This window comes from Bradyrhizobium ganzhouense, from assembly GCF_049949285.1.
Taxonomy (GTDB): Bacteria; Pseudomonadota; Alphaproteobacteria; order Rhizobiales; family Xanthobacteraceae; genus Bradyrhizobium; species Bradyrhizobium ganzhouense.
The window spans coordinates 2,222,692-2,246,834 of sequence record NZ_CP181318.1; the positions used below are offsets into that span (position 1 = coordinate 2,222,692).

A 24,143-nucleotide genomic window follows, 5' to 3' on the forward strand; every position below is an offset into this window, starting at 1 on the left:
AACGAAAGCGCTCGCGCGCCGTAGGGCTATCAGGCGACCAGTCACCTAAGGCGGAACCACCATGAAGGTCTTTCCCGGGCAGCAGCTTCAGGCGATCGCCAGATTGACGGTCAGCATTCGCATGGCGATTTCGGCGCTGGTGCTCACCGCGATCCTGCTCACGGCAGCCTTTTCCAGTCTGCTGTGGTGGCGCACGGCGGAAGCGACCAGCCGGCAGCTGGCCTCCACCATCAACGAGCAGATCGTGGCCGCGGTCCGCAAGGAAGTCGCGGCCATCGTCGACGAAGCCCGCGCCGCCCACACCGCCATTCGGACCCTGTTCCTCCAGAACGTGCTCGACACCCGCGAGGCCGACAAGCGTGAGTTCGTGTTCCTGTCGCAACTGCAATCGCAGGCGACGATTTCCTGGGCCGCCTTCGGCTGGCCCGACGGTTCCTTCTTCGCCGCACACAAGCTCGGAGACCGCCGCCTGGAGATGATGGAGATTTCGCTGACCGATCATGCCGGCCAGCGTCGCGTCGACGAGTATGACGTGGTGCCCGGCGACATCGAATTCGCCAATCGTCGTTTCGAGCCGACGGGATTCCATGTCGCCGACCAGGCCTGGTTCAAGACCGGGCTTACTGCGGACGATCCGCAATGGTTCCGCGTCACGGAGCATCCGACTGGTGGGCGCCCGTCGATTGCCTTTGCAGGGCCAATCGATGTCTACCAGGAGCGCCAGGGGGTGCTGGCCGTCATCATCGAATACACCAGGCTCGCGCGCTTTCTCTCGCAGCTCGAGGTCGGACGCACGGGAACGGCCTTCATCCTCGACCGCAATGGCGATCTCGTCGCAGCACCCGATCAGGACGCCGACGAGCTACACGTTGCGCGTGGTGACAGAAAGCTGCTGCCGCTGGCGCAGACGGCGCTCGCACAGGCGGGTGGTGATGACCGTCCTGAATCCTGGCGTAGCCGGTTGGTGTCCGGCGGTGCCGCCTACGAGGTCGCGATCGCGCCGCTGCCATTTCCCGGCTGGCGGCTGGCGACGGTCATCCCGGAAGCGGAGTTTCTGGGTCCCGTCGAGACGACGCTACGGCGTCTGATTATCGGTCTTGCCGTCGGCGCGGTGCTTGCTGCGTTGGCGTCGGCGATGCTGGCGCGCTCGGTGATCGCCGCGCCGCTCTCCCGTGTCGTCGGCGAGATCCGCCATGTCGAGAACTTTGCCCTGGAGCAGGTACGGCGTCACCCGTCGCGTCTCCGCGAGATCGCGAGCCTCTCCGGTGCGATCGCCGAAATGGCAGCGGGTCTCTCGGCTTTCCGCAAATTCATCCCGGCCGATCTCGTCCGCTCGCTGCTGCGTCGGGGGGTCGACGCAAAGCCGGGCGGCACGATCCAGGAACTGAGCGTGATGTTCATCGACATTGCGGGTTTCACCGGCCTGTCCGAGCGCCTGGGCGATCGCGTGGTGCCGCTGCTGTCCCGCTATCTGGACGTCGCCTCGGAGGAGATCGTCGCCAATGGCGGGACCATCGACAAGTTCATTGGCGATGCCGTGATGGCATTCTGGGGCGCGCCCCAGCCGCAGACGGACCACGCCCTGCGATGCTGCCGTGCGGCGCTCGCCTGCCGCCGCGCGATCGAACAATCCGGGCTGGCCGATGATCTCGGCCAGCCGCTCCGGATCCGGATCGGCATCAATTCCGGTCGCATGCTGGTCGGCAATATCGGCTCGGAGCTGCGCCTCAACTACACCGTGATCGGTGACGCCGTGAACGTCGCGAGCCGGCTCGAGGGCGCCAACAAGTCCTACGGCACCCACATCCTGATCGGCCAGGCGACCGAACGCCTGGCCCGCGGCGCCATCGTCTCGCGAGAGATCGACAGCATCGCGGTCTATGGACGGGAGGAAGGGTTTTCCGTCTACGAGCTGATCGGGCTTGCTGGCGAGGGCGGCGTTGACGGCGACGCGATCGGCTGGATCGCGCGCTATGAGAAGGGGCTTGCCAATTATCGCGCCCGACAATTTGCCGCGGCACAGGTAGACTTCGACGCCGTGCTCGCAGAGCGCGGCCATGACCGTCCGGCCGAGTTGATGCGCGACCGCTGCCGGCAATTCGCGGAGGCAGCACCTGACGCGGCATGGCAGCCGGTTGCGGCACTCACATCGAAATAGCGGATCAATTTGCCGGGCAGGGTAGGAGCGTTCGACCCGCGCAGCCGCTCCATCAAACCGATTGGCAAAGTGGACCCATCGTGCGCATGATCCGGTGAGCGATATCGATCCACATGCGCGTTCGGACGGTCTCTGGGACATGAAAACCACACTGCTGAAATCCGAAGACTACGCCCGCTCGCCCTGGAAGAACGGCGGCGGCATCTTTACCGATATCGCGGATGCACATCGGCCGGTCGCGGCGGTGAAAGACTGGGACAGCCTGCTGTGGCGCTTCGCCGCCACGCCGATCGTGGCGCCCGGGCCGTTCTCCCACATGCCCGGCATCGACCGCTTGCAGATGGTGGTCGGAGGGCGCGGGCTGGTGCTGAAAGCGCCGGGGCAGGAGTTCGACGAGCGCGAGCCGTTCACGACCGTGCGTTTCACCGGCGAGATGGCGATCGTCACCGAGCTCGAGGCCGGTCCGGTCGAGGTCGTCAATCTGATGGCGCGGCGCGGTGCGGCGGAGATCGAGCTCGGGGCGCTCAAGGCGCCCGGCGAGCGGCCATTGCCCCCGGGAACGCATCTGCTCTACGCGGCGCGCGGCGACTGCCGCGTCCGTCTCGACGGCCAGGATTTTGCGATTTCGCGCGAAAACACGTTGAAGGCCGAACTGACCGCGGCCTCGACACTCACGCTCGTTTCGGGGCTGGCCGTGCTGGGGTCGATCAAAATCGTCGCCTGAACGGCGATCCTGCCCACCAGGGCGATGGGCACAATCCGTGCAACTGGCTAGGTTGACGCGGCCGCGCCGGAACACGATATGTCCGGGACGAAAGACCGCCGTCCAGGGGCAGATGATGAGCGCGCCGCGAAACGATGAATTGATCCATTCCGGCAGCGATGCCGTCGTCGACTGGCTGACCAACGGCACGCGCGGCGAGCGCTTCATCGACAACATTTTTGCCGAGATGTGCATCCGCCTCCAGCAGGCCGGCATTCCGCTCAAGCGGGCAACGCTTCATGTCCTGATCCAGCACCCGCAATGGCTGGGCGCCCGTTTCATGTGGTCCGACGGCATGCGCGATGCCGAAATATCGCGGGTCGATTTCGATGTCAGGGAGCGCTCCGAATATATCGGCAGTCCCGCCAACGAGTTGCAGGACGGCGCCACTGAAGTCCGCGAGAATCTGGAGCAGGATCCCGCGCTCGGCCGCAAGCACGCGCTCTATGACGAGATGCGGGCCAAGGGCCTGACCGACTATGTGGCCTGGCCGCTCTATCATACGCTTGGCAAGCGGCATCTCGTCACCTTCTCGACCGACCGTCGCGGTGGCTTCGACGATGCCCATATCGCCGCGCTGAAGAAGGTGTTGCCGGTGCTGGCGCTGGTCAGCGAGATCCGCATCAAGAACCGCCTGGCGCGCACGCTGCTGGAGACCTATGTGGGCTCGCATGCCGGCGAGCTGATCCTCGCGGGCGCCACGCGACGCGGCACCGGCACGACGGTGCGCGCCGCGATCATGATCTGCGACCTGCGCGATTTTACGAAAATCTCCGATAACTGGCCGCGCGACGACGTCATCGATCTTCTCAACGATTATTTCGACGCGATGTCCGAGCCGATCGCGCGACATGGCGGCGAGATCCTGAAATTCATCGGCGACGGCCTGCTCGCGATCTTCCCGCTGAGTCAGCCCAACGCCTGCGCCAATCTCTTGCGCGCGGTGACCGAGGCCCGTCAGGCCATGGCCGCACTGAACGAGCGCAACAAGGGCACAGGCCGCGCGCCGTTGAACTACGGCATCGGCGTCCATGTCGGCGACGTCATGTACGGCAATATCGGATCGACCAGCCGGCTCGACTTCACCGTGATCGGTCCCGCCGTCAACATGGCCTCGCGCCTCGAGGCGCTCACCAAGCAGGTCGGCAAGCCGGTGCTGCTGTCGCACGATTTTGCCGAGCTGGTGACGCCGGAGTTCGAGCTTGAACGGGTCGGCCAGCACGCTGTGCGTGGCTTCAGCGAGCCGATCGAGCTGTTTGCGTTTCACGGATGAGGCGGATGGAGGCCTGGCCCGCGACTCGCAGGCGCTTCTTTTTGCTTCGCGCCTCCGCCGGCTCCGTCAATACATAAAATCCAAGCGATCTGGTTATGTGGACTTTAAGTCCGTCCCAACGTGACTGGGGAGGTTTACCGCGCGTTGAGGACTGAGGTGATGTCATGCGCCATTACCTCGAAATCCCATTTCTGTCGTTTGATCGTTTTCAGGCCGCGAGCGCATCAATGGCTGTCACTGCATCCTTCCTGGTCGAGTTGGACGAAGCGGTTGCGAGAGGAAATCCCGAGAGCTGTCTGCGGGCGCTTTGGCATGCGGCAGACATTCTGATCGCCGGCACCTATTCCGAGGAGCAGATCTGGACTTTTGGCGAGATCATCGGTCGTCTCGCGCAGGAGATCGAGACGAGCGCGCGCGCGAAGCTTGCCGGCAAGCTCGCCTGCAGCCCGAACGCGCCCATTGCGCTAACCCGGCAGATGGCCAGCGATGATTGCATCGACGTCGCATGGCCTGTCCTCAGTCAGTCGCAGCGCCTTGACACCGAGACATTGATCGCCTGCGCCAAGAGCAAGAGCCAGCAACATTTGCTTGCCATCTCCAAACGGCAGGCGGTCCCGGAAGCGGTTACCGACGTGCTGGTGGTGCGCGGATCGCCCGAGGTCGTCACCTCGGTCGCATCGAACACCGGCGCGAACTTTTCAAGATCCGGGTTTCTCCATCTGGTGCGGCGGTCGGAAGGTGATTCGATCCTTGCGGAGTCGGTGGGACTTCGAAAGGACATTCCGCGGCACCTCTTCCAGCAGCTGATCGCCAAAGCTTCCGAAGAGGTGCGGCAGAAGCTCCAGAAGGAACGCCCCGATATTGAAACACAGATCCATAACGTCGTCGTCGACATCACCGGGGCTATTCACGCCCGGTTTGGCCCGACATCGAAGGACTATTTTACGGCGAAACGTACGGTGGCGAAGCTGCACGAGAGAGGCGAGCTGACGGAAGACAAGGTCTTCGAACTTGCTCATTCTCTCAAGTTCAACGAGACGACTGTCGCGCTGTCGTTGCTCTGCGGATTGCCGACCGATGTCGCGGAACGGGCATTGATCGAGAAGGATCGCGAGCCGGTCTTGATTCTGGCCAAATCCCTCGATTTCTCGTGGCCGACCACGATGGCGCTACTTTTCCTGGGAGCGGCCAACTTCCGGATCACAGCGGGCGAACTGGAGCGGTTGAAGCTCGATTTCCACCGGTTGAACGTCAAGGCGTGCCAAGAGGTCCTCGTCATCTATCGAACGCGAAAGGAAGAGGCTTTTGGCGGCTCAATTCAAAAGTCGCAGCGCTTGATCTAGGATCGGCTTGATAGCCTTTCGTCCGAAGGCGCACTCCTCTGTGGCAAGCTTTCGCTTCAGCACGCCCTGGATTCGGAGTCCTGTTGCCAACGCGGGAACGTCCAATTACGCTCCATCTCAGGTCCGCCCAGATGGTCCATCGATTGGCCGCTCGTTCATGCCCAAATTCCTTCGCATCGGCCTGCATCAGTCGAACGTGTCCGGATACACCTCAAAAGCGTGGTGCGTGCGGCGCGTCGGCTCGGCGGTGTTCCTGAAATGGGGCGCCGTGGAGGTGCAGGGCGCCGGCAAGGGACGCAAGGTTTACTGGACACGTCTGCCGCAGGAAAAAACGATCCGATGCGGCACGGCGCAGCGCGCGCAGGATTACACCAAATCCGCGATCGCGCGGCGGCGCAGCCATGATTATGAGCCTTTGACAGGCGTTATTGCGACCCGGCGCAAATCCGCCGACACCAGTGCCGATCTCAAGCAGGCGCTCGCCACGATCCTGATCGTCGACATCGTCGGCTCCACGGCAAAAGCCGCAAAGCTCGGCGATGCGCGATGGACCAAGGTAATGGGTCTCTATTACGCGGCGGTCCGCAAAGAGCTGAAATCGTCGCGCGGCAAGGAGGTCGTGACGACCGGCGACGGCGTGCTCGCCACCTTCAAGGCGCCGGCCGCCGGCATCAATTGCGCGACCGCGATCCGGGAGGCCGTGCGCACGCTCGGGCTCGATATCAGGGTTGGCCTGCACGCGGGCGAATACACGATCAGCGGCGGCGAGATGGTCGGTCTCGCTTTCCACATCTGCACCCGTGTCGCCGCCAAGGCCCGCGCCGGCGAAGTGCTGGTCTCGCGTGCGGTGAAGGATCTGCTCGCGGCGCAATCCCAGATCCGCCTCAAGGACCACGGCAGCCACCAGCTCAAGGGCGTGCCGGCGCGGTGGCGGCTGTATCGGGTGGAGAGTTAAAGCGTGAGCGCGGGTACCGCTTCGTCGTTCGCTTCGTTGCGGCTGCGTGATGCGGAAGCCAAGGCCTCCAGTTCACGCCGGACGTTCTCCACGACACTGGCCCAGTCGCCTCGCTTCGGCTGCCTGAACAGCCGCATCGACTGATACCACGGGCTGTCGTCGCGATTGAGCAGCCAGCGCCAGTCCGGATTGAACGGCAGCATCGTCCAGACCGGTGCGCCGAGTCCGCCTGCGAGATGAACCACGCTGGTATCGACCAAGATGACCAGATCGAGACAGGAGACCAGCGCCGCAGTGTCGCTGAAATCCGTCAGCTGCTCCGTCAGGTCGATGATGTCCTTGCGCTCGTCGAGGAAAGCCCGGTCCTGAGCCCGGACACCCTTTTGCAAGGAGACGAACTGGACGTCGCAATCCAGCAGCGGCGCAAGCGTGCGCAGGCCGATCGACCGGTTGTGGTCGTTCTTGTGACCCGGATCCCCCGACCAGACCAGGCCGACGCGGAAGCGCGTGCGGGGGCCAAGCCGGTTCTCCAACGCCGTCACGCGCGCCGCCGGCGGCGCGGGTAGGTAGCCTTGCGCGAACGGGATCGTGTCGAGCCGCGTCCTGAACGCCAGCGGCAGGCTGCCAAGAGGGCAATGCAGGTCGAACGCCAGCGACGCCGCAGCTTCCCGGCTGATACATTCTGCGACCCCGGCGATCCCAGCCAACAGCTGCTGGATCGGCGGCCGCACCCCAAGGATGATGCGGGCTCCGAGCGCGGCCACCATCGGCACAAAACGTGCAAACTGAATGGAGTCGCCCAATCCCTCGTCGCAATAAAGCAAGATGGTCTTGCCTTCGATCGACTGCTCGCCGCGCCAAAGCGGTTGGGCAAAGCCGAGATCGGCGAGGCCGAGAGGCGACGCCTTCCAGCGGGCTTCGCGTCCCGCCCAGCCGCGCTCGAAATCTCCGGTCAGCAGTTGAAGCAGCGCGAAACTGAAAATCGTCGATGCACGATTCGGGTCGATCGCCAGCGATTTGCGAAACGCCGCGGAGGCCTGATCCAGCAATTGCAGATCCAGCAACATCCATGCCTTGTTGGCAAAAGCTGCGGCAAAATGCGGACGAAGTGCGACCGCGCGATCGATGCACGCAAAGGCCTGATCGGTCCGGCCAAGCTTCCAATGCAGCAGGCCGAGATTGTTGTGCGTCTCCGCCACGCACGCGTCCAGCGCAATGGATCTCTCGAAGTCGGCCTCCGCGTCCGCGAGCCGGTTCGCCTCCTGGAGGCAAATGCCGCGTGTCCGATACAGGCTCGCGGAACTTGGATTCAGCGTCTCGGCTGCGTTCAAATAGTCCAGGGCTTCCGCTGGCCTGCCGAGATCGAGCAACAGCCTGCCGCAATTCTCCGCGGCCTCGAAATATTGCGGATTGAGGTGCAGTGCCTGTTGGAATTGCAGCAGAGCCTCGTCCGTGCGCTTGAGTTGCCAGAGCTGATGGCCGAGGTAGTTTGAGACGAGCGCATCCTCTCGCCCGAAGGACAAGGCATCGCTTCGGTGCGGCCGTGCGTCCGGCCGCCACGCGGACACCAGCGCCTCCAGCTCGTGCCGAACGTTGTCCACGACGCTGACCCAGTCGTCTCGCGTCGTTTGCCTGAACAGCCGCATGGACGAATACCACGGGCTGTCGCCGCGATTGAGCAGCCAGCGCCAATCCGGGTTGAACGGCAGCATGGTCCAGACAGGCGTGCCAAGCGCACCTGAGAGGTGCACGACGCTGGTATCGACCGAGATCACCAGATCGAGACAGGCGACCAGCGCCGCCGTCTCGCTGAAATCGTTGAGCTGCTCCGTTGGGTCGATGATGTCCTCGCGTTCGCGGAGGAAGCCCCGATCCTCATCCCTGATGCCTTTTTGCAAGGAGATGAACTGGACATCGCAATCCAGCAGCGGCGCAAGCGTACGCAGGGCCATCGACCGGTTGTGATCGTTCTTGTGACCCGGATCCCCCGACCAGACCAGGCCGACGCGGAGGCGGGTGCGGGGACCAAGCCGGTTCTCCCAAGCTGTCACGCGCTCCGCCGGGGGCGCGGGAAGAAAACCTTGCGCGAACGGGATCGTGTCGAGCCGCGTCCCGAACGCCAGCGGCAGGCTTCCAAGCGGACAATGCAGGTCGAACGCCAGCGACGGCGTCGACGATCGGTCGACACAATGTGCGACGCCCGGCACGCCGGCCAGAAGCCGCTGGACCGCAGGCTTGACCTCCAGGATGACTTGGGCGCCGAGCGCGGCCACGAAGGGCACATAGCGCGCAAACTGAATCGAGTCGCCCAGGGCCTCGTCGGCATGAAGCAAAATGGTCTTGCCTTCGAGCGGCTGGTCGCGCAGCCAGAGGGCTTGCGAAAACCCGCGATCGGGCAGGCCGAGGGAGGACGCCTTCCAGCGCGCCTCGCGTCCCGGCAAGCCCCGCTCGAAATCCCCGGTCAGCATTTGCAGCAGCGCGAGATTCCAGATCGTGTCCGCATTGCCGGGCTCGAGGGCCTGCGATTGGTGAAAGGCCGCGAAAGCCTCGTCGAGCAATTGCAGGCTCCACAGCGCCCGCGCCTTCTCGTTGAGCGCCGCGGAAAAATTCGGACGAAGCGCGAGCGCGCGATCGAAGCTCGCGAAAGCCTGCTCCATCCGGCCAAATCGCGCATGAAGGGTGCCAAGGTTCTTGTGCGTCTCGGCCTCAGCGGGGTTCAGCGCAATCGACCTCTCGAAGTCGGCCTGCGCCTCCTCAAGCCGGCCCAGCCGCTGCAGGCAAAGCCCGCGCGTCTGATACAGCGGCGCGACATTCGGATTGAGCCTGGCGAAGATGTTGAAGCAGTCCAGGGCTTCCGCATACCGCCCGAGATTGAACAGCGCCTGGCCCTGTTTCGCCGCCTCCAGGCTCTTGGCCACCGCCATATTTTGCGGCGCGACCTTCTGCGATTGCTTGGCCGCGGCCCGGCGTTCTTGGCGGTTCATGAGGTGACCAGAAAAGCTGTGCTTGAGGGAGCTACCGAGCGCGATCGGAGGGTCCCGTTGAGACAGTTTCTGGTGCGAGGCTGGTGCGAAGCTGGCGCGGTCCGAACGTTCCACGCTTCAAGCCGGAGCCCGCGAGCTCGCGTTTGACAAAGCCAACAATGCGCCGCTACCTTCGGTCGCTTGCAAAAAAGAAGCACGTTACGCAACTCGTGCATTGGCAAGCGGTTAACTGGTGTCATCGGCCGGTCACACGCGCCTTGATCGACACGAGGTCAGGGAGGACAAGTCATGAGCGGCTTTGCGTTGTCGCGTCGTTCATTGATCGGAGCCGGTATCGGCGGTGCAGCACTGGCTGGTCTCGGCGACTTGCCCGCTGCGGCGCGGGAGTTGCGGCTGCGCATGTTCTGGTGGGGCGCCAAGGAACGGGCGGAACGCACCGACAAGGTCAATCAGCTCTATTTGAGCAGCCATCCGGAAATGACGATCGCCGGCGAGTCGCTGGGCTGGACCGACTATTGGGCGCGGCTTGCGACGCAAACCGCCGGCCGCAATGCACCCGACGTGCTGCAGATGGATTATCGCTACATCTTCGAATACGCCCGCCGGGGTGCCCTGCTGCCGCTCGACAGCTATGTGCCGAAAGCCCTCAATTTGACGGATTTCAGCCCGGCCGCGGTCGACAGCGGCAAGGTCGACGGCAAGATCTACGGCGTCAGCCTCGGCCTCAACTCGACGGCGATGGTCTACGACAAGGGGCTGATCCAGAGTCTGGGCCTGAAAGAGCCGGTCTGGAAGATGACGTGGAGCGAGATCGGCGATCTCGCTGCCGAGATCACCAAGGCCGCCAAGCGCGACGGCTTTACCGGCATGGAGGACGGCGGTGGAAACGAGCCGCTCCTCGAGGTCTGGCTCGCCCAGCGCGGCAAGTCGCTCTACACGGGGGAAGGCAAGGTCGGCTACGACGACAAGGACATGACCGAGTGGCTCGCGTTCTGGAGTGACATGCGTAAACGCGGCGCCAGCGCCGCGCCGGATATTCAGGCGCTCGATCGCGGCGAGATCGACGCGAACCTGTTGTCGCTCGGCAAGGCCGCCATGACGTTTGCCCACTCCAACCAGCTGGTCGGATTCCAGGCCATCAACAAGAGCAAGCTCGGCCTTTCCACCTTTCCCGACGGAGGACAAGGCGCCAAACCCGGCCAGTATCTGAAGCCGGCCATGATGTGGAGCGTCTCGGCGCAGTCGAAACAGGCCGAGGCGGCGGTTCAGCTGGTCAGTTACTTCGTCGCCGACACCGAAGCCGGCAAGCTGCTCGGTGTCGAGCGCGGCGTGCCGCCGTCGTCCGCGGTGCGCAACGTCGTGACGCCGACGCTCGACGACCTCGGCCGCGCCATGGCCGACTACATCAGCCTGATCAGCGACAAGGTTGGGCCGTTGCCGCCTCCGCCACCGCGGGGCGCCGGCGAGATCCAGGCCGTGCTGCGGCGTGTCAATGAGCAGGTCGGTTTCGGCCGTCTGACCCCCGCCGACGGCGCCAAGCAGTTCGTTGCCGAGGCGTCCTCCGTGCTGGCCCGCGGATAGCAGCGGTGGCGGATACGCTGATCGACGCTGCGACCTCGAGGCCGGCCCTGCCAGCCGCACGAGCGCCTGAATCGTCCTGGCGCGAGAATGCGACGGGCTATCTGTTCGTTGCGCCCTGGCTCATCGGGTTTTTCGGGCTCACGCTGGGGCCGGCGCTGGTCTCACTGTATCTGTCGTTCACGGATTACGACCTGCTCAGCAACCCGCGCTGGGTCGGCGCCGCCAACTATGTGCGCATCGCGACCAGCGATCCCAAGTTCAGCGCGGCGATGCACGTCACCTTCCTCTATGTCGCACTGGCCGTGCCGCTCAAGCTCGCCTTCGCGCTGCTGGTGGCCGTGATGCTGAACCGCGGCTTGCGCGGCCTGCCGCTGTACCGGGCGATCTTCTATTTGCCGTCGCTGATCGGCGCCAGCGTTGCCGTCGCGGTGCTGTGGCGCCAGTTGTTCGCCGGCGACGGCCTGCTCAACCAGGCGCTGAAGCTGGTCGGCATTCATGGACCAAGCTGGATCTCCAATCCCGACACCGCGCTCTATACCCTGGTGGCGCTGAGCGTGTGGCAGTTCGGCTCGCCGATGATCATCTTTCTCGCCGGCCTGCGCCAGATTCCGAAGGACGTCTATGAGGCTGCCGAGATCGATGGCGCCAGCCGCAACCAGCAATTCTGGCGGATCACGCTGCCGCTGCTGACGCCGGTGCTGTTCTTCAACGTCGTGGTGCAGACCATCGACGCCTTCAAAGCATTTACGCCGGCCTTCATCATCAGCGGGGGCACCGGCGGCCCGATCGACGCGACGCTGTTCTATACGCTCTATCTTTACCAGGAGGCCTTTGCCTATTTCCGCATGGGCTATGCCTCCGCGCTGGCGTGGGTGCTGGTGGTGATCATCGCGGCCTTCACCGCATTGTCCTTCCTGTCGTCGCGCTATTGGGTGCACTACGATGGTTGATCTCGCAACATCGGATGACGCTCCGCACCCTCGCAATGGGCGCCGCCGCGCGCTGATCTATCATGTCGTGCTGTGCCTCGCCTCGATCGCCATGCTGTATCCGCTGCTCTGGATGCTGGCGAGCTCGTTCAAGCCGGACAGCGACATCTTCGGCGATGCATCGCTATGGCCGCGCCACTTCAGCCTCGCTGCCTACTGGCGCGGCTGGTCCGGGCTGCAGGTGAGTTTCGGAAAGTTCTTCCTGAACTCGCTATTGGTTTCGCTGTGCAGCGTGGTCGGCAACGTGATGTCGTGCTCGCTCGCGGCCTATGCGTTCGCCCGGCTGAAATTCCGCGGCCAGAAATTCTGGTTCGCGCTGATGCTCGGCACCTTGATGCTGCCGTATCACGTGACGTTGATCCCGCAATACATCCTGTTCCTCAATCTCGACTGGGTCGACACCTTCCTGCCGCTGATTGTGCCGAAATTCCTGGCGGTGGACGCCTTCTTCATCTTCCTGCTGGTGCAGTTCTTCCGCTCGATCCCGCGCGAACTCGATGAGGCCGCGATGATCGACGGCTGCGGTCCCTGGCGCATCTACTGGATCGTGATCCTGCCGCTGTCGGTACCGGCGCTTGCCACGGCCGCGGTCTTCACCTTCATCTGGACCTGGGACGATTTCTTCGGGCCGCTGATCTATCTCAACGACATGAATTCCTACACCGTGCAGCTCGGATTGCGCAGCTTCGTCGATTCCACCGGCAAATCCGACTGGAGCGCCCTGTTCGCCATGTCGACACTGACGCTGCTGCCGCTGTTCGCCCTCTTCCTGTTCTTCCAGCGTCTGCTGATCGACGGCATCGCCACCACCGGGTTGAAGGGCTGACGGCGTCGGACGCATCCCTGCACGAACCGCCAACTAGGGAAGAAAAGTCATGAGCAAACTTCGTTTCGCCGCGATCGGCATCAATCACGCCCACATCTATGGCCAGGTCGATTGCCTGCTGAACGCCGGCGCCGAGCTGGTCGGCTTTCACGCCGTCGAGGACGATCTGGCCCAGGCATTCGCGGCGAAATATCCGCTAGTCCCGCGCGTGGCCGAGCGGGCGAGATTGCTCGAGGATACGTCCATCGCATTGATCCTCTCGTCCGGCATCCCCGCCGACCGCGCGCCGCTCGGCATCGAGGTGATGCGCCACGGCAAGGACTATATGAGCGACAAGCCGGGCATGACCTCGCTGGAGCAATTGGCCGAGGTCCGCCGGGTCCAGGCCGAGACCAAGCGGATCTATTCGGTCTGCTACTCCGAGCATTTTGAGACCCGCTCCACCGTGAAAGCCGGCGAGCTGATCGCGGCCGGCGCCATCGGCAAGGTCATCAACACCGTCGGGCTCGGCCCGCACAAATTGAAAAATCTGCCGCGGCCCGATTGGTTTTATTCGCGCGAGCGCACCGGCGGCGTCTTGACCGACATCGCCTCGCATCAATGCGAGCAGTTCCTGTTTTTCGCCGACGCGCTCGATGCCAAGGTCGTCAGCGCGACCGTCGCCAACCGCGCCAATCCTGATAGGCCGGAATTGCAGGATTTCGGCGAAATGTTGCTGCGGACCGGTGATGTCACCGGCTACGTCCGCGTCGACTGGTTCACCCCGGACGGTCTGCCCAATTGGGGTGACGGCCGGATCACCATTCTGGGCACCGAGGGCTACATGGAGCTGCGCAAATATATCGACGTCGCCGGGCAGCCCGGCATCGACCATCTCATCATGGTCGATCGCAAGGGTGTCCACCGGATCGACTGTTCCAATGTCGAATTGCCCTACGGCCGCCAGCTCATCGCCGACGTGCTCGATCGCACCGAGACCGCTATCCCGCAGGCGCGCTGCTTCAAGGCCATGGAGCTGGCGCTCACCGCGCAGGCGATGGCCGAAGGAAGGGCATAAGGCATGTCGAAGCGCAGAACAGTCGCCGTTGTCGGCCTTGGCATCGGCCGCAACCATATCACCGAGGGCTATGCGCGCTTGCCCGATCAGTTCGATCTGCAGGTGATCTGCGACCTCAGCGAGGCACGTCTTGCCGCCGTCGGCGATGAGTTCGACGTCGCCCGCCGCACCACCTCGTTCGACGAGGTGCTGGCGATGGGCGATATCGACATCGTCGATATCTGCACGCCGCCAACGCTGCACTTTCCGCAGATCATGGCGGCGCTCGCCGCCGGCAAGCAGGTGATCTGCGAAAAGCCGCTTGTCGGCTCGCTGCACGAGATCGACCAGCTCACTGCCGCCGAGGCCGCGGCGCGCGGGCGCATCATGCCGGTGTTCCAGTATCGTTTCGGCAACGGCCTGCAGAAGGCGCGGCGCATCATCGAACTCGGCCTCGCCGGCAAGCCGTATCTCGCGACCGTCGAGACCGCCTGGCTGCGCGGCGCCAAATATTATTCGGTGCCGTGGCGCGGCCGCTTCGAGACCGAATTGGGCGGGGCGCTGCTCACCCACGCCATCCACGCCCACGACATCCTGACATGGCTGATGGGCGAGGTCGCTGAGGTGTTTGCGCGCACCGCAACGCGCGTCAACGACATCGAGGTCGAGGACTGCGCGGTGGCGAGCCTCGTGATGGAGAGCGGCGCGCTGGCCTCGCTCGCGGCGACGCTGGGTTCGGCCCAGGAGATCAGCCGCCTGCGGCTGTGCTTCGAGCACGTCACCTTCGAGAGCTCGCTTTCGCCTTATGCCCCCGGCGACGATCCCTGGCAGATCATCGCGACCTCGCCGGAAGCCGAGGCGCGTATCGCCAAGGCGCTCGAAGGGTTCACGTTCGTGCCATCGCGGTTCGAAGGCTTGATGGCCGCCTATCATCAGGCGCTGGAAACCAATGGGCCGTTTCCGGTGACGCTTAAGGACGCGCGGCGTTCGCTGGAGCTGATCACGGCACTCTATCACGCCGCGGAGACCGGCACGGCGGTGGCGCTGCCGATCGGCAAGGAGCATCCGAAATACCGCGGCTGGCGCCCGGCAGCGGCGTCCGCGCCGCGGCGATGAGGCGAAAGAAGATTCGCTATTTGCAGGGTCGGTCACAGCTGTCCGTCGTCGCCTCCGCTACGCTCCAGCTATGCCGGGCGCGCTTCGCCCTTTGGACTCCAGCATGGCTGCGCTACGCGTAGCCCGAAGGGGCGAAGCGTGGTGGGTCCGGCAGGCAGTTCGCTAAGGGTCTTGCGGCCGATGCGGATCGTCTTCGGGCAGGATCGAGCGAATATAGTCTCTGGTCTTCCACTCGGGCGCCGGTGGAATGGGCTCACCGCTCCGCGGGACGTGCGGCGACGGCTTGGAACGCATCAGATCCGGAATGTAGCGTGGGCAATTGGGATAGATCTCGCACTCGATCCGTACCACGAGCTTGGCACCAAAGTGCCGATCCAAAGTTGCTCCGTCAGTCAATGCTGCCGCCTTGCCGTTGATCCTGATCCGACGGCTCTTGCCATCAAAGACCACAAAGAGCAGGCCGACATTGGGGTTCTTTGTGATGTTCCCAGCCGTCCGGTACATGGAATTGCCGTCATACTCGGGATACTCGACTATGTTCGGTCCGACGACATGCACGAAGCCCGGGTCGCCCGACTTGATGTTGCAGTCGACGTAGTCGCCAAACGTCGAGGCTATAAAGAAGAACCTTGCACTTCTGATGATTTCGATCTCGTCGTCCCAGAAGGCATAGTGCTTCCGGTGCTTCTCGATGGCTTCCGCGGTGCGACGGCCATCAAAGCGGTCTTGCCACTCTCTCATGCCCTCATGGAAGAAGGGCCTGTCTTTGAAAGCAGTCATGTGCACACTCGCTCCACCGGCTGCTGCGGACGTTCGTCGACGCTAAGCTTGAAGATGTCAGGGCGTGCGTAATGCCCGACCGCGTCGAAGTCGAATTTGCCCCGGGATACGTCATCCGTGTCGAGCTCGGCGAACAGGATTGCTTCCTTCTCGAAGACAGGCCCGGCGAGGATATTTCCCAGCGGGTTTATGATCACGCTGCCGCCGCGCATGAGCACATGGTCCGCGGTTGCGGCGATCCTGTTTTTCATGGTGCTGGGAAAATCCCTATTGGTCAGATACTGGCACGCCGACAGGACAAAGCACCGGCCTTCGAGCGCAATGTGCTGCATGGTCGATCCCCAACTGTCCCGATCGTCGGCTGTCGGGGCGCAGTAGATGGAGATTCCCTTGCCATACATGCTCATCCTCAGAAGAGGCATGTAGTTCTCCCAGCAGATGACGGCGCCCATCTTGCCCCAGGGTGTGTGGACGGTCGTGAGCGTGGAGCCATCGCCAAAGCCCCAGCACAGCCGCTCGGCTGCGGTCGGCATGGTCTTGCGATGCTTGCCCAGTAACTCGCCGTTGGGGTGGAAGAACAGGGCTGTGCAGTAGAGTGTACCTCCATCACGCTCTATGACGCCTATGGTCAGGAAGAGCTGGGCTGCCTTCACCGCCTTCCCGATGGCGCGCGTTTCCGGTCCCGGAACGTCGATGGCCTGCTTGTAGTAGGCGTTGAATTCATCGCGGCCTTCTGGGGTGCGGGCGCCGATGAAGATGTTGAAGCTGGCGCCCTTCGGATAGCCCCCGAGATAGGCTTCTGGAAAGACCGCGATGTTCGCGCCTTGCTTGCCGCATTCCTCTATCAGCCGGACGGCCTTCTCGACCGTTGCCGCCGTGCCATCACCGACCGAGCAAGCCTGGACGACCGCTGCGTTGAACTTGGTCATGCCTTGAGAAGTCTCCTTATATTCATTATATTGAATTATATTCTACTATTAGAATGTCAGACGGGAGCGTTTGTCAAGTCGAGAGACCACTGCGCGCCAAGCACGGGGGCCGAAGGTTGTTGACGGGCTGCGCTGCTGTAGGCATGGACAATTCCAGATGTCGAAATCACGGTTGCTGACCCGAGATCGCCTTGCGCAACATTGAAGCAGAGACAAAGACGAGCGCGCCCGCGCTGTCGCGCGGCCTCCGGATCCTGGAGCTCATCGCAAGCGCGGCACAGCCTCCAAACCTGACCATGATCGCAGCCAAACTCGGCGTTGCGATGAGTTCGGCCCATTCGCTGTGCACGACGCTGATTCGGGAAGGCTATGTCGAGAAGGCCAGCGATGGCACGTTCGGCCTCACCCTGCGGGTGCTCGATCTCGCTAGTTCAAAGATAAACAAGTACGAAATCGTCGAGCATTTTTATGCTGCCTGCGACGAGATCCAGTTGATCCGCGAAAACGGCGCGACGATGTCCGTCCTTGACGGGCCTGACGTGCTATTTATCGCGGCGCGCAACAGCCCTCAGCCTCTCGGCGTCACCTTCAAGCCGGGGACGCGCATGCCCGCTTGTTGTATGGCGAGCGGCCGCGCTTTGCTTGCCAGCTTGTCAAACGAGGAGGTGTGCAGGCTCTACCCGGGCGAGGAGCTGCCGCAGCTGACCAAGGATCATCCGAAACATCGCTCCGAGCTGCTCAAGATTCTCAAGGAGGCTCGCCGCGACGGCTATTCAAAGGAGATCAAAGGCACCAGGCCTCACATGTGCTCTTACGGCTCCTTGGTCGCGACACCATCGGGCAGGGCGATCGCCGGCGTTGCCATCACCATGTACGAAGGCGACCTCACGCCTGCGGTTGAAAAAGCGGCCATTGCGGCAATCAAGGAACTTGCCGCGAACCTTTCGCAGTTCGGCGATCTCCTGAGCTGACCGCGCGACCTGGCCGGCCTTTCAAGCCGGCTCAAATCCCCAACACATGACCACCGACTTTGAGCGGCGTCCCTGGCCAGCAATGGGCTCGGCGCGTTTTGTCGACGTCTCGCTTGACATCCGTTGAGCGCCGTTCCTATTATTCAAATACAAGAATTGAATTCAATAGAATGAATTATGGGATTGGAAATGATCACACGCCCGAGTTTGGATTCGTTGCGTGAGGTCGCGCGAAGTCTCTCGTTTTCCATGTCGGACGCAGATTTGGCGTTCTTCCTCCAGGGTATGCAGGGCCAGCTCGAGAGTTACGAGGTTGTCGCGCGCCTTCCCGATTTTCTGCCCGACGTGAAATACCCGCGGAGGGCCGGATATCGCCCGTCGGCGGCGGCTAACCCGCTGAACGCCTGGTACGTCAGGACCGAGATCAAGGGGGCGGACCACGGGAAGCTGGTTGGTCGCACCGTAGCCATCAAGGACAACGTAGCGGTGGCCGGCGTGCCGATGATGAACGGCTCGTCCATCCTGGAAGGCTATGTGCCGGACGTCGATGCGACTGTCGTCACGCGCTTGCTTGATGCGGGAGCGACGATCATCGGCAAATCTCAGTGCGAGTATTATTGCCTTTCGGGCGGTTCGCATACCGGAGCGCAAGGCCCGGTACACAATCCTCACAAGCACGGCTATTCGGCCGCCGGCTCTTCGTCGGGAAGTGCAGCGCTTGTCGCCAGCGGCGACGTCGATTTGGCGATCGGCGGAGATCAAGGCGGATCAATCCGAACTCCATCGTCCTATTGCGGCATCGTCGGCATGAAGCCGACATGGGGCCTGGTCCCATACACCGGGGCGATGCCAATCGAACTCACTCTCGATCACCTCGGCCCGATGACGCGCTCTGTTGCGGACAACGCGCTCATGCTGGAGGTCATTGCGGGGGCGGACGGCTTGGACCCGCGCCAGAACGCGCAGGCCAAGGCCAGGGGATACACCGAAGCACTGGATCAGGGCTGCAAGGGCCTTCGCGTCGGAATTCTCAAGGAGGGTTTTGGTCACGCCAACTCGGAGACAGACGTCGATGAGAGCGTCAGAATTGCTGCGGACCAGTTCAGGAAACTTGGAGCCGATGTTTGCGATCTATCGGTGCCGATGCATCTGCTCGGTCCGAACATCTGGCTCGTCATCGCTTATGAGGGCGCGACCCAGCAGCTGATGAAGGGCAATGGTCACGGGTTCAATTGGAAGGGGCTCTATGTGACCAGCATGGTGCAAGCGCATGCCGCCTGGCGGCTTCGCGCAGACGAACTGTCCGATCCCGTCAAGGCAACCGTGCTGCTCGGCGAGTACATGATTCAGGCCGGTGGTGGACGTTACTACGCCAAGGCGCAGAACCTCGCCCGTCAACTACGAGCCGAATACGACAAGGCGCTCGAGACGGTCGATCTCCTCCTTATGCCGACCACTCCCCTGAAGGCGCCGCCCCTGCCGTCGAAGGACGCTCCGCGCGAACTCAGCATGCAGCGCGCAACAGAGAATATGGCGAACACATTTCCATTCGACGTGACGGGCCATCCGGCACTGCAGCTCCCCTGCGGCATGAGCGACGGCCTGCCCGTCGGGATGATGCTGGTCGGCCGGCAGTTCGAGGAAACGACGCTCTACCGTGCCGCGCACGCTTTCGAGAGGTCGACCGATTGGCGAACGCGTTCCGTTCGCTGACGGCGCACAAACCTTTTAACTTTTACAACGGAGGGAGAACCAAGTGAGCATGCAGAGAAGAGATTTCCTGAAGGCGGCAGCAGCCTCATCGGCTGCGATCGCGCTATCGCCGGGCCTGATCAGCAACGCGCAGGCGGCTACCGATATCCTCGTCGGGAGCATCCATGATCTTTCCGGAGGCCTCGATGCGTACGGCAAGCCAATGCAGGATGCGATGATTTTTGCCGCCGAGGAAATCAATGCAGCAGGTGGCCTGCTCGGACGGCCCATCAAGATCGTTACGAAAGATCCGCAATCCTCGATGCAGCAATACGCCCAGCTCGCGCAGGAGCTTGCCCTGCGCGACAAGGTCGCCGTGCTGCATGGCGGCATCACGTCCGCATCGCGGGAGGTCATTCGTCCGATCATGCGCAAGACGAACACCCTCTACTTCTACAACACGCAGTACGAAGGTGGGGTTTGCGATCGCAACACGTTCTGCACTGGACAGACGCCCGCCCAGAACCTTGCCACAGCGGTTCCGGACATCATGGGCCGCTGGGGCAAGAAGATTTACATCGTCGCTGCCGATTACAACTATGGCCAGATCGTCTCGCAGTGGGTGAAGAAATACGCGCTCGAGAACGGCGGGAGCGTCCTTTCGATCGACTATTTCCCTCTCGATGTCACCGAGTTCGGCACGACCGTCCAGAAGATACAGGCGGCCAATCCCGACTTCGTCTTTTCGGCGCTGGTCGGCGGGGCGCATGTCTCCTTCTATCGGCAGTGGGCAGCCGCCGGCATGAAGGGCAAGATCCCGATGGCGTCGAGCACCTTCAGTCACGGCCAGGAGCATATCGTCCTGAACGCGCCGGAATCGGATGGCATCCTCGTTTCCGGAAATTACTTTCCGTCGATCGACAATCCCGCCAACAAGACATTCACGGGCGCATGGGCGAAGCGCTTCGGCGAAGGTTATCCCTATATCACCGAGCTGGCCGTCGCGACCTATCAGGGCATGCACCTGTGGGCCAAGGGCGTCGCCAAGGCCGGGACCCTCGACCGGGCAAAAGTGCTTGAGGCGCTGGAGGGCGGCATTTCGCTCGACGGACCAACCGGCCGGATCTCGATCGATCCCGCAACCCACCACTGCACCATGGATATCCGTCTCGGCGAAGTAAAAGACAAGAAGTGGTCGATTCGCGAGACCTGGCCTCAGAGGGCGCCGCTCGACACATCTTCCGTCTGCGACCTGATCAAGAGCCCCAACGAAAACCAGCAGTTCGTCATCAAGATCTAAGCGAGCGAGTTTCATGGACTACCTCATTGCAGTAGGCCTTGAGGTCGTGAGCGGAATCGCCAGCCTGGTGCTTATTTCCATCGGGCTGGCGGTCGTTTTCGGCATGATGAAGGTCATCAATCTCGCTCACGGCGAGTTCTTGATGATGGGCGGATATGCCACGATCACGGCCACCAAAAGCGGCATCAACATCTGGGTTTCGATCCTTGTGATCGCACCTTTGGTCGTCGGCGTGATCGGCCTGGTCGTCGAGCGCTTCGTCATCCGGCGTCTCTATGGACGTGTCATCGACACGATGCTGGCGACGTGGGGACTTTCTTTGCTCTTCGTTGGATTGGTGACGACCATCTTCGGCAACACGACGGCCGGAATATCTTCGCCGCTCGGATCCGTCGATATCGGGCAAGTCAGCGTGAGCGCGTACAAGTTCTTCATCATCGCGGTAGCGCTGACGGTGATTCTGGCGCTCTACCTGCTGTTCAAGTGGTCGAAGTTCGGCCTGACAGCCCGGGCCACGATGCAGAATGCAGACATGGCGTCGGCTCTTGGAGTCGATCCCTCGAGGGTCTACGCGGCGACATTTGGCATCGGTTCCGCTCTGGCGGGTCTCGCCGGTGGTGTGCTCGCGCCGATTACCGGAGTGGTGCCGTCGATCGGAGCGGCCTTTGTCGCAAAGGCGTTTATCACCGTGATCGGCGGCGGGTCGACGGTGCTCGTCGGAACGCTTTCCGCTTCCAGCATTTTCGCAACCGTGAATCAACTAGCGAGCTTCGCGACCACGCCGGTCCTTGGTGAAGTCGCGCTTCTCCTGTCAGCGATGATCCTGCTGCGGCTGCTTCCTCACGGGATCACCGGCCGCTTCTTCAAAGGACGGATGTAATGATGATTGCCTCCCGGAACTACTGGCCCATTGCGGCTGCCGCGATCGCAGCAGTGTCAGCGATGATAATCTTTCCCATCGTCTACGACGAGTATTCGCTCCTGCAGCTGACGATCTATGCGATTCTTTCCATACTGGCGCTGTCGCTGGCATTCATCTGGGGCTATGGCGGCATCTTGTCCTTCGGTCACGCCGTATTCTTCGGACTGGGCGCCTATACTTATGCCATTGCGGCAATGAATCTCGGCGAGACGACGATCGCCCTCGTTCTGTCGATGATCATTCCCGCGTTGTTCGCCGCGGCGCTGGGTTATTTCCTGTTCTATGGCCGGATCAGCGACGTGTATCTCGGTGCAATCACGCTCACCGTAACCTTGATCTTTTTCAATCTCGCCAGCTCGACAGCCGGACCCCAGTACAGAATCGGTGATGTGCCGTTGGGCGGGTTTAACGGAATTCCTTCCATTCCTTCGCTCAACGTTCCGGGCTTCCCGGACTGGACCCTGTCGACCTCTCAATTCTTCTCGCTCAGCGTTACGGCCTTGACGCTGGTCTACATAGGTCTGCGGTTGCTCATCAGCAGCGACTTCGGGCGCATCGTCGTCGCGATCAGAGAGAACGAGGTTCGTGCCGAACTGCTGGGCTACGACGCGCGCAAGTACAAGCTTGCTACGTTCGTGCTCGGTGGAGCAATCGCCGGATTGGCTGGCTGTCTGTTTGCCAATTGGGGCGGCTTTGCCAGTCCGGCCGTCTTTGCACTCGGGCAGTCGGTGCAGATCATTATCTGGGTGGTCGTGGGCGGGGTGGGCACGCTTGCCGGTCCTGTGATTGGCTGCGTGCTGATACAATGGCTGACCAACTCCCTGGCCAGCCTGAACACTGTCAACAACAATCTGATCCTCGGTGGCATCCTGGTGGTTGTCGTGCTCGTCCTGCCGCAGGGCATCGTTCCGGCGATCGCTCGTTTTCTCCGCAGTCGTTTGCCCGCCCGGCAGCCTGGAGCAGCCCCAGTCAGCATGGAATCGGCGAACAGCGAGGTGAGAGCATGACCAATGCACCGCTGGTCGAAACGCGCGGTCTGTCAATTCATTTCGGCGGCCTGAAAGCGGTCAACCATGTCAACTTTTCGCTCGGCGACGGCGAGTTGCGATGCCTGATCGGTCCCAACGGCGCCGGGAAGACCACATTCTTCCGACTGCTGACCGGTGTGCATGCGCCGACGCTTGGAACGGTGAGTATTGGCGGCCGCTCGATCGCGGGACTGCAGACCCATCAGATCGCAAAGCTCGGAGTCGGCATCAAGACGCAAATCCCGAGCCTGTTCGACAATCTCAGCGTTCATGAGAACATTTGGCTCTCCGCAAGACGAAATCATGGCCGTGCAGAAGCCAATCGCATTGCGGAGCGCGTTATCACGGAAGAGATCGGGCTCGGTGAGTACGCCAAGACCGACGCAGCAAAGCTCTCACATGGCGAGCGGCAATGGGTCGAGCTCGGAGTTGTGGTCGCCCAGCGGCCGAGGCTGATCCTACTGGATGAGCCGGCAGCAGGCATGACCGGCCATGACATGGAGAAGACGGCGGAGTTGATCAAGCGCATCAATCGCTCATCCGCAATGATCGTTGTTGAGCACGACATGGAGTTCATCAAGCGCATCGCCAAGACCGTGACCGTCTTCAACCGCGGAGAGGTCCTGATCGAAAATGACGTCAACAGGGTCTTGTCGGACGAGAGGGTCCGCGAGATCTATCTCGGAAAGCAGATGGGGCAGGCGGCATGATCCTCGAGCTCAAAAGTGTAAGGGCGAGTTACGGACGCATCCCGGTGTTGCATCATATCGACATGTTCGTTGCTGAAGGAGAGTGCGTCGGACTTTGGGGTCCCAACGGCATGGGCAAGACGAGCTTGCTGAAGACCATTTTGGGTTACCTCCCGGCAACTGCGGGATCCATCAAGTTCATGGGCGAGGACGTCACGCCGGCAGCAACGCATGTGAGGGCAAGGAAGGGGTTGGGGCTCGTTCCGCAGGGACGGCAAATCTTTCCTGCCTTGACGGTGCTGGAGAATCTGAGGATGGGAGCCGCGCTTTCAGGCGAGGACGGGCGCCATGTCATTGAAGAAGTTCTCGAACATTTCCCGCGTCTCAAGATGTTGCTCGAACGAACGGGCGGACTGCTTTCCGGCGGCGAGCAACAGCTTCTCGCGCTTGCTCGCTGTCTTTGCGGGCGCCCCAAATTAATGATGCTGGATGAGCCGACGGAAGGTATTCAACCTTCCATCAACGAGGAGATTGCCGAAACGCTACAGAATCTGATCAGCGAGAAAAAGCTGGCGATGATTGTCGTCGAACAGAAGCGAGAGTTTCTCGCAGCCCTGTCGAAACGTGTGCTGCTCATGCAGAAGGGATTGATTGCACGCGAAATGACTGCCGCAGAATTGCTCGCCCACGACACGTTCCACTGATCTCATCGTGGGCCCGATTGTGGACCTTTTCACGCGACGATCCCGTCGAATCTACGATGTTGAACTGGCTGTCGTAAAAGCGCCTCATCGACCTGACAACGCCT

20 protein-coding genes are annotated in these 24,143 nt (G+C 62.2%); 17 read left to right on the forward strand and 3 right to left on the reverse strand.

Annotated features, from left to right (window positions below):
• The first annotated feature begins 61 nt into the window (after positions 1-61).
• The 5 genes from ACLFLU_RS10175 (at position 62) to ACLFLU_RS10195 (ending at position 6,492) form a co-directional block, all read left to right on the forward strand.
• Entirely contained in the window at positions 62-2,158 is a 2,097-nt protein-coding gene (locus ACLFLU_RS10175) for an adenylate/guanylate cyclase domain-containing protein (protein ID WP_426412056.1), read from the forward strand.
• Between the two features lie 139 nt (positions 2,159-2,297).
• Positions 2,298-2,882: a HutD/Ves family protein gene (locus ACLFLU_RS10180; RefSeq protein ID WP_426412057.1), complete on the forward strand. Its 585-nt coding sequence runs from the start codon at positions 2,298-2,300 to the stop codon at positions 2,880-2,882.
• Positions 2,883-2,997: 115 nt separating this feature from the next.
• Positions 2,998-4,194 (forward strand): adenylate/guanylate cyclase domain-containing protein, encoded by a 1,197-nt coding sequence (locus ACLFLU_RS10185; RefSeq protein ID WP_426412058.1) that lies wholly within the window; start codon positions 2,998-3,000, stop codon positions 4,192-4,194.
• A 227-nt stretch (positions 4,195-4,421) separates the two neighbouring features.
• On the forward strand, positions 4,422-5,537 hold the full coding sequence (locus ACLFLU_RS10190) for a DUF2336 domain-containing protein (protein ID WP_426413960.1): 1,116 nt from the start codon (positions 4,422-4,424) through the stop codon (positions 5,535-5,537).
• Between the two features lie 157 nt (positions 5,538-5,694).
• The gene (locus tag ACLFLU_RS10195; RefSeq protein ID WP_426412059.1) at positions 5,695-6,492 is read left to right on the forward strand and encodes an adenylate/guanylate cyclase domain-containing protein; all 798 of its coding nucleotides are present in this window, start codon (positions 5,695-5,697) and stop codon (positions 6,490-6,492) included.
• Here ACLFLU_RS10195 and ACLFLU_RS10200 read toward each other — a convergent pair.
• Positions 6,489-9,476 (reverse strand): tetratricopeptide repeat protein, encoded by a 2,988-nt coding sequence (locus ACLFLU_RS10200; RefSeq protein WP_426412060.1) that lies wholly within the window; start codon positions 9,474-9,476, stop codon positions 6,489-6,491. The two genes, ACLFLU_RS10195 and ACLFLU_RS10200, sit on opposite strands and share 4 nt — an antisense overlap.
• Before the next feature lie 288 nt (positions 9,477-9,764).
• Between ACLFLU_RS10200 and ACLFLU_RS10205 the strand changes: the two genes are divergently transcribed.
• The 5 genes from ACLFLU_RS10205 to ACLFLU_RS10225 all read left to right on the forward strand — a co-directional run bounded on the left by ACLFLU_RS10205 (position 9,765) and on the right by ACLFLU_RS10225 (position 15,024).
• On the forward strand, positions 9,765-11,057 hold the full coding sequence (locus tag ACLFLU_RS10205) for an ABC transporter substrate-binding protein (RefSeq protein WP_426412061.1): 1,293 nt from the start codon (positions 9,765-9,767) through the stop codon (positions 11,055-11,057).
• Positions 11,058-11,104: 47 nt separating this feature from the next.
• Positions 11,105-12,007: a carbohydrate ABC transporter permease gene (locus ACLFLU_RS10210; protein ID WP_426413961.1), complete on the forward strand. Its 903-nt coding sequence runs from the start codon at positions 11,105-11,107 to the stop codon at positions 12,005-12,007.
• A gap of 91 nt (positions 12,008-12,098) precedes the next feature.
• Entirely contained in the window at positions 12,099-12,872 is a 774-nt protein-coding gene (locus tag ACLFLU_RS10215; RefSeq protein ID WP_426413962.1) for a carbohydrate ABC transporter permease, read from the forward strand.
• A gap of 49 nt (positions 12,873-12,921) precedes the next feature.
• Complete coding sequence (locus ACLFLU_RS10220) at positions 12,922-13,929, forward strand: Gfo/Idh/MocA family protein (RefSeq protein WP_426412062.1); 1,008 nt, start codon at positions 12,922-12,924, stop codon at positions 13,927-13,929.
• Between the two features lie 3 nt (positions 13,930-13,932).
• The gene (locus tag ACLFLU_RS10225; RefSeq protein ID WP_426412063.1) at positions 13,933-15,024 is read left to right on the forward strand and encodes a Gfo/Idh/MocA family protein; all 1,092 of its coding nucleotides are present in this window, start codon (positions 13,933-13,935) and stop codon (positions 15,022-15,024) included.
• Positions 15,025-15,186: 162 nt separating this feature from the next.
• Here the strand turns inward: ACLFLU_RS10225 and ACLFLU_RS10230 are convergent, their stop codons facing one another.
• Positions 15,187-15,804, reverse strand: a complete 618-nt coding sequence (locus tag ACLFLU_RS10230; RefSeq protein WP_426412064.1) for a pyridoxamine 5'-phosphate oxidase family protein — start codon at positions 15,802-15,804, stop codon at positions 15,187-15,189.
• Complete coding sequence (locus ACLFLU_RS10235) at positions 15,801-16,733, reverse strand: carbon-nitrogen hydrolase family protein (protein WP_426412065.1); 933 nt, start codon at positions 16,731-16,733, stop codon at positions 15,801-15,803. The genes ACLFLU_RS10230 and ACLFLU_RS10235 overlap by 4 nt, the downstream gene beginning before the upstream one ends.
• 191 nt (positions 16,734-16,924) lie before the next feature.
• On the opposite strand from ACLFLU_RS10235, the gene ACLFLU_RS10240 reads away from it, so the two are divergent.
• From ACLFLU_RS10240 to ACLFLU_RS10270, 7 genes are all read left to right on the forward strand, one after another.
• Complete coding sequence (locus ACLFLU_RS10240) at positions 16,925-17,704, forward strand: IclR family transcriptional regulator (RefSeq protein ID WP_426412066.1); 780 nt, start codon at positions 16,925-16,927, stop codon at positions 17,702-17,704.
• Between the two features lie 249 nt (positions 17,705-17,953).
• Entirely contained in the window at positions 17,954-19,417 is a 1,464-nt protein-coding gene (locus ACLFLU_RS10245; protein ID WP_426412067.1) for an amidase, read from the forward strand.
• A gap of 43 nt (positions 19,418-19,460) precedes the next feature.
• Positions 19,461-20,696: an ABC transporter substrate-binding protein gene (locus ACLFLU_RS10250; RefSeq protein ID WP_426412068.1), complete on the forward strand. Its 1,236-nt coding sequence runs from the start codon at positions 19,461-19,463 to the stop codon at positions 20,694-20,696.
• Positions 20,697-20,709: 13 nt separating this feature from the next.
• Positions 20,710-21,576 (forward strand): ABC transporter permease subunit, encoded by an 867-nt coding sequence (locus tag ACLFLU_RS10255; protein WP_426412069.1) that lies wholly within the window; start codon positions 20,710-20,712, stop codon positions 21,574-21,576.
• Positions 21,576-22,625, forward strand: coding sequence for an ABC transporter permease subunit (locus ACLFLU_RS10260; RefSeq protein WP_426412070.1), 1,050 nt, complete (start codon positions 21,576-21,578; stop codon positions 22,623-22,625). Before ACLFLU_RS10255 ends, ACLFLU_RS10260 begins: the two co-directional genes overlap by 1 nt.
• Entirely contained in the window at positions 22,622-23,356 is a 735-nt protein-coding gene (locus ACLFLU_RS10265; protein ID WP_426412071.1) for an ATP-binding cassette domain-containing protein, read from the forward strand. Before ACLFLU_RS10260 ends, ACLFLU_RS10265 begins: the two co-directional genes overlap by 4 nt.
• A complete protein-coding gene (locus ACLFLU_RS10270; RefSeq protein ID WP_426412072.1) occupies positions 23,353-24,039 on the forward strand; it encodes an ABC transporter ATP-binding protein in 687 nt (228 codons plus the stop codon). Before ACLFLU_RS10265 ends, ACLFLU_RS10270 begins: the two co-directional genes overlap by 4 nt.
• The last annotated feature ends 104 nt before the right edge of the window (positions 24,040-24,143 follow it).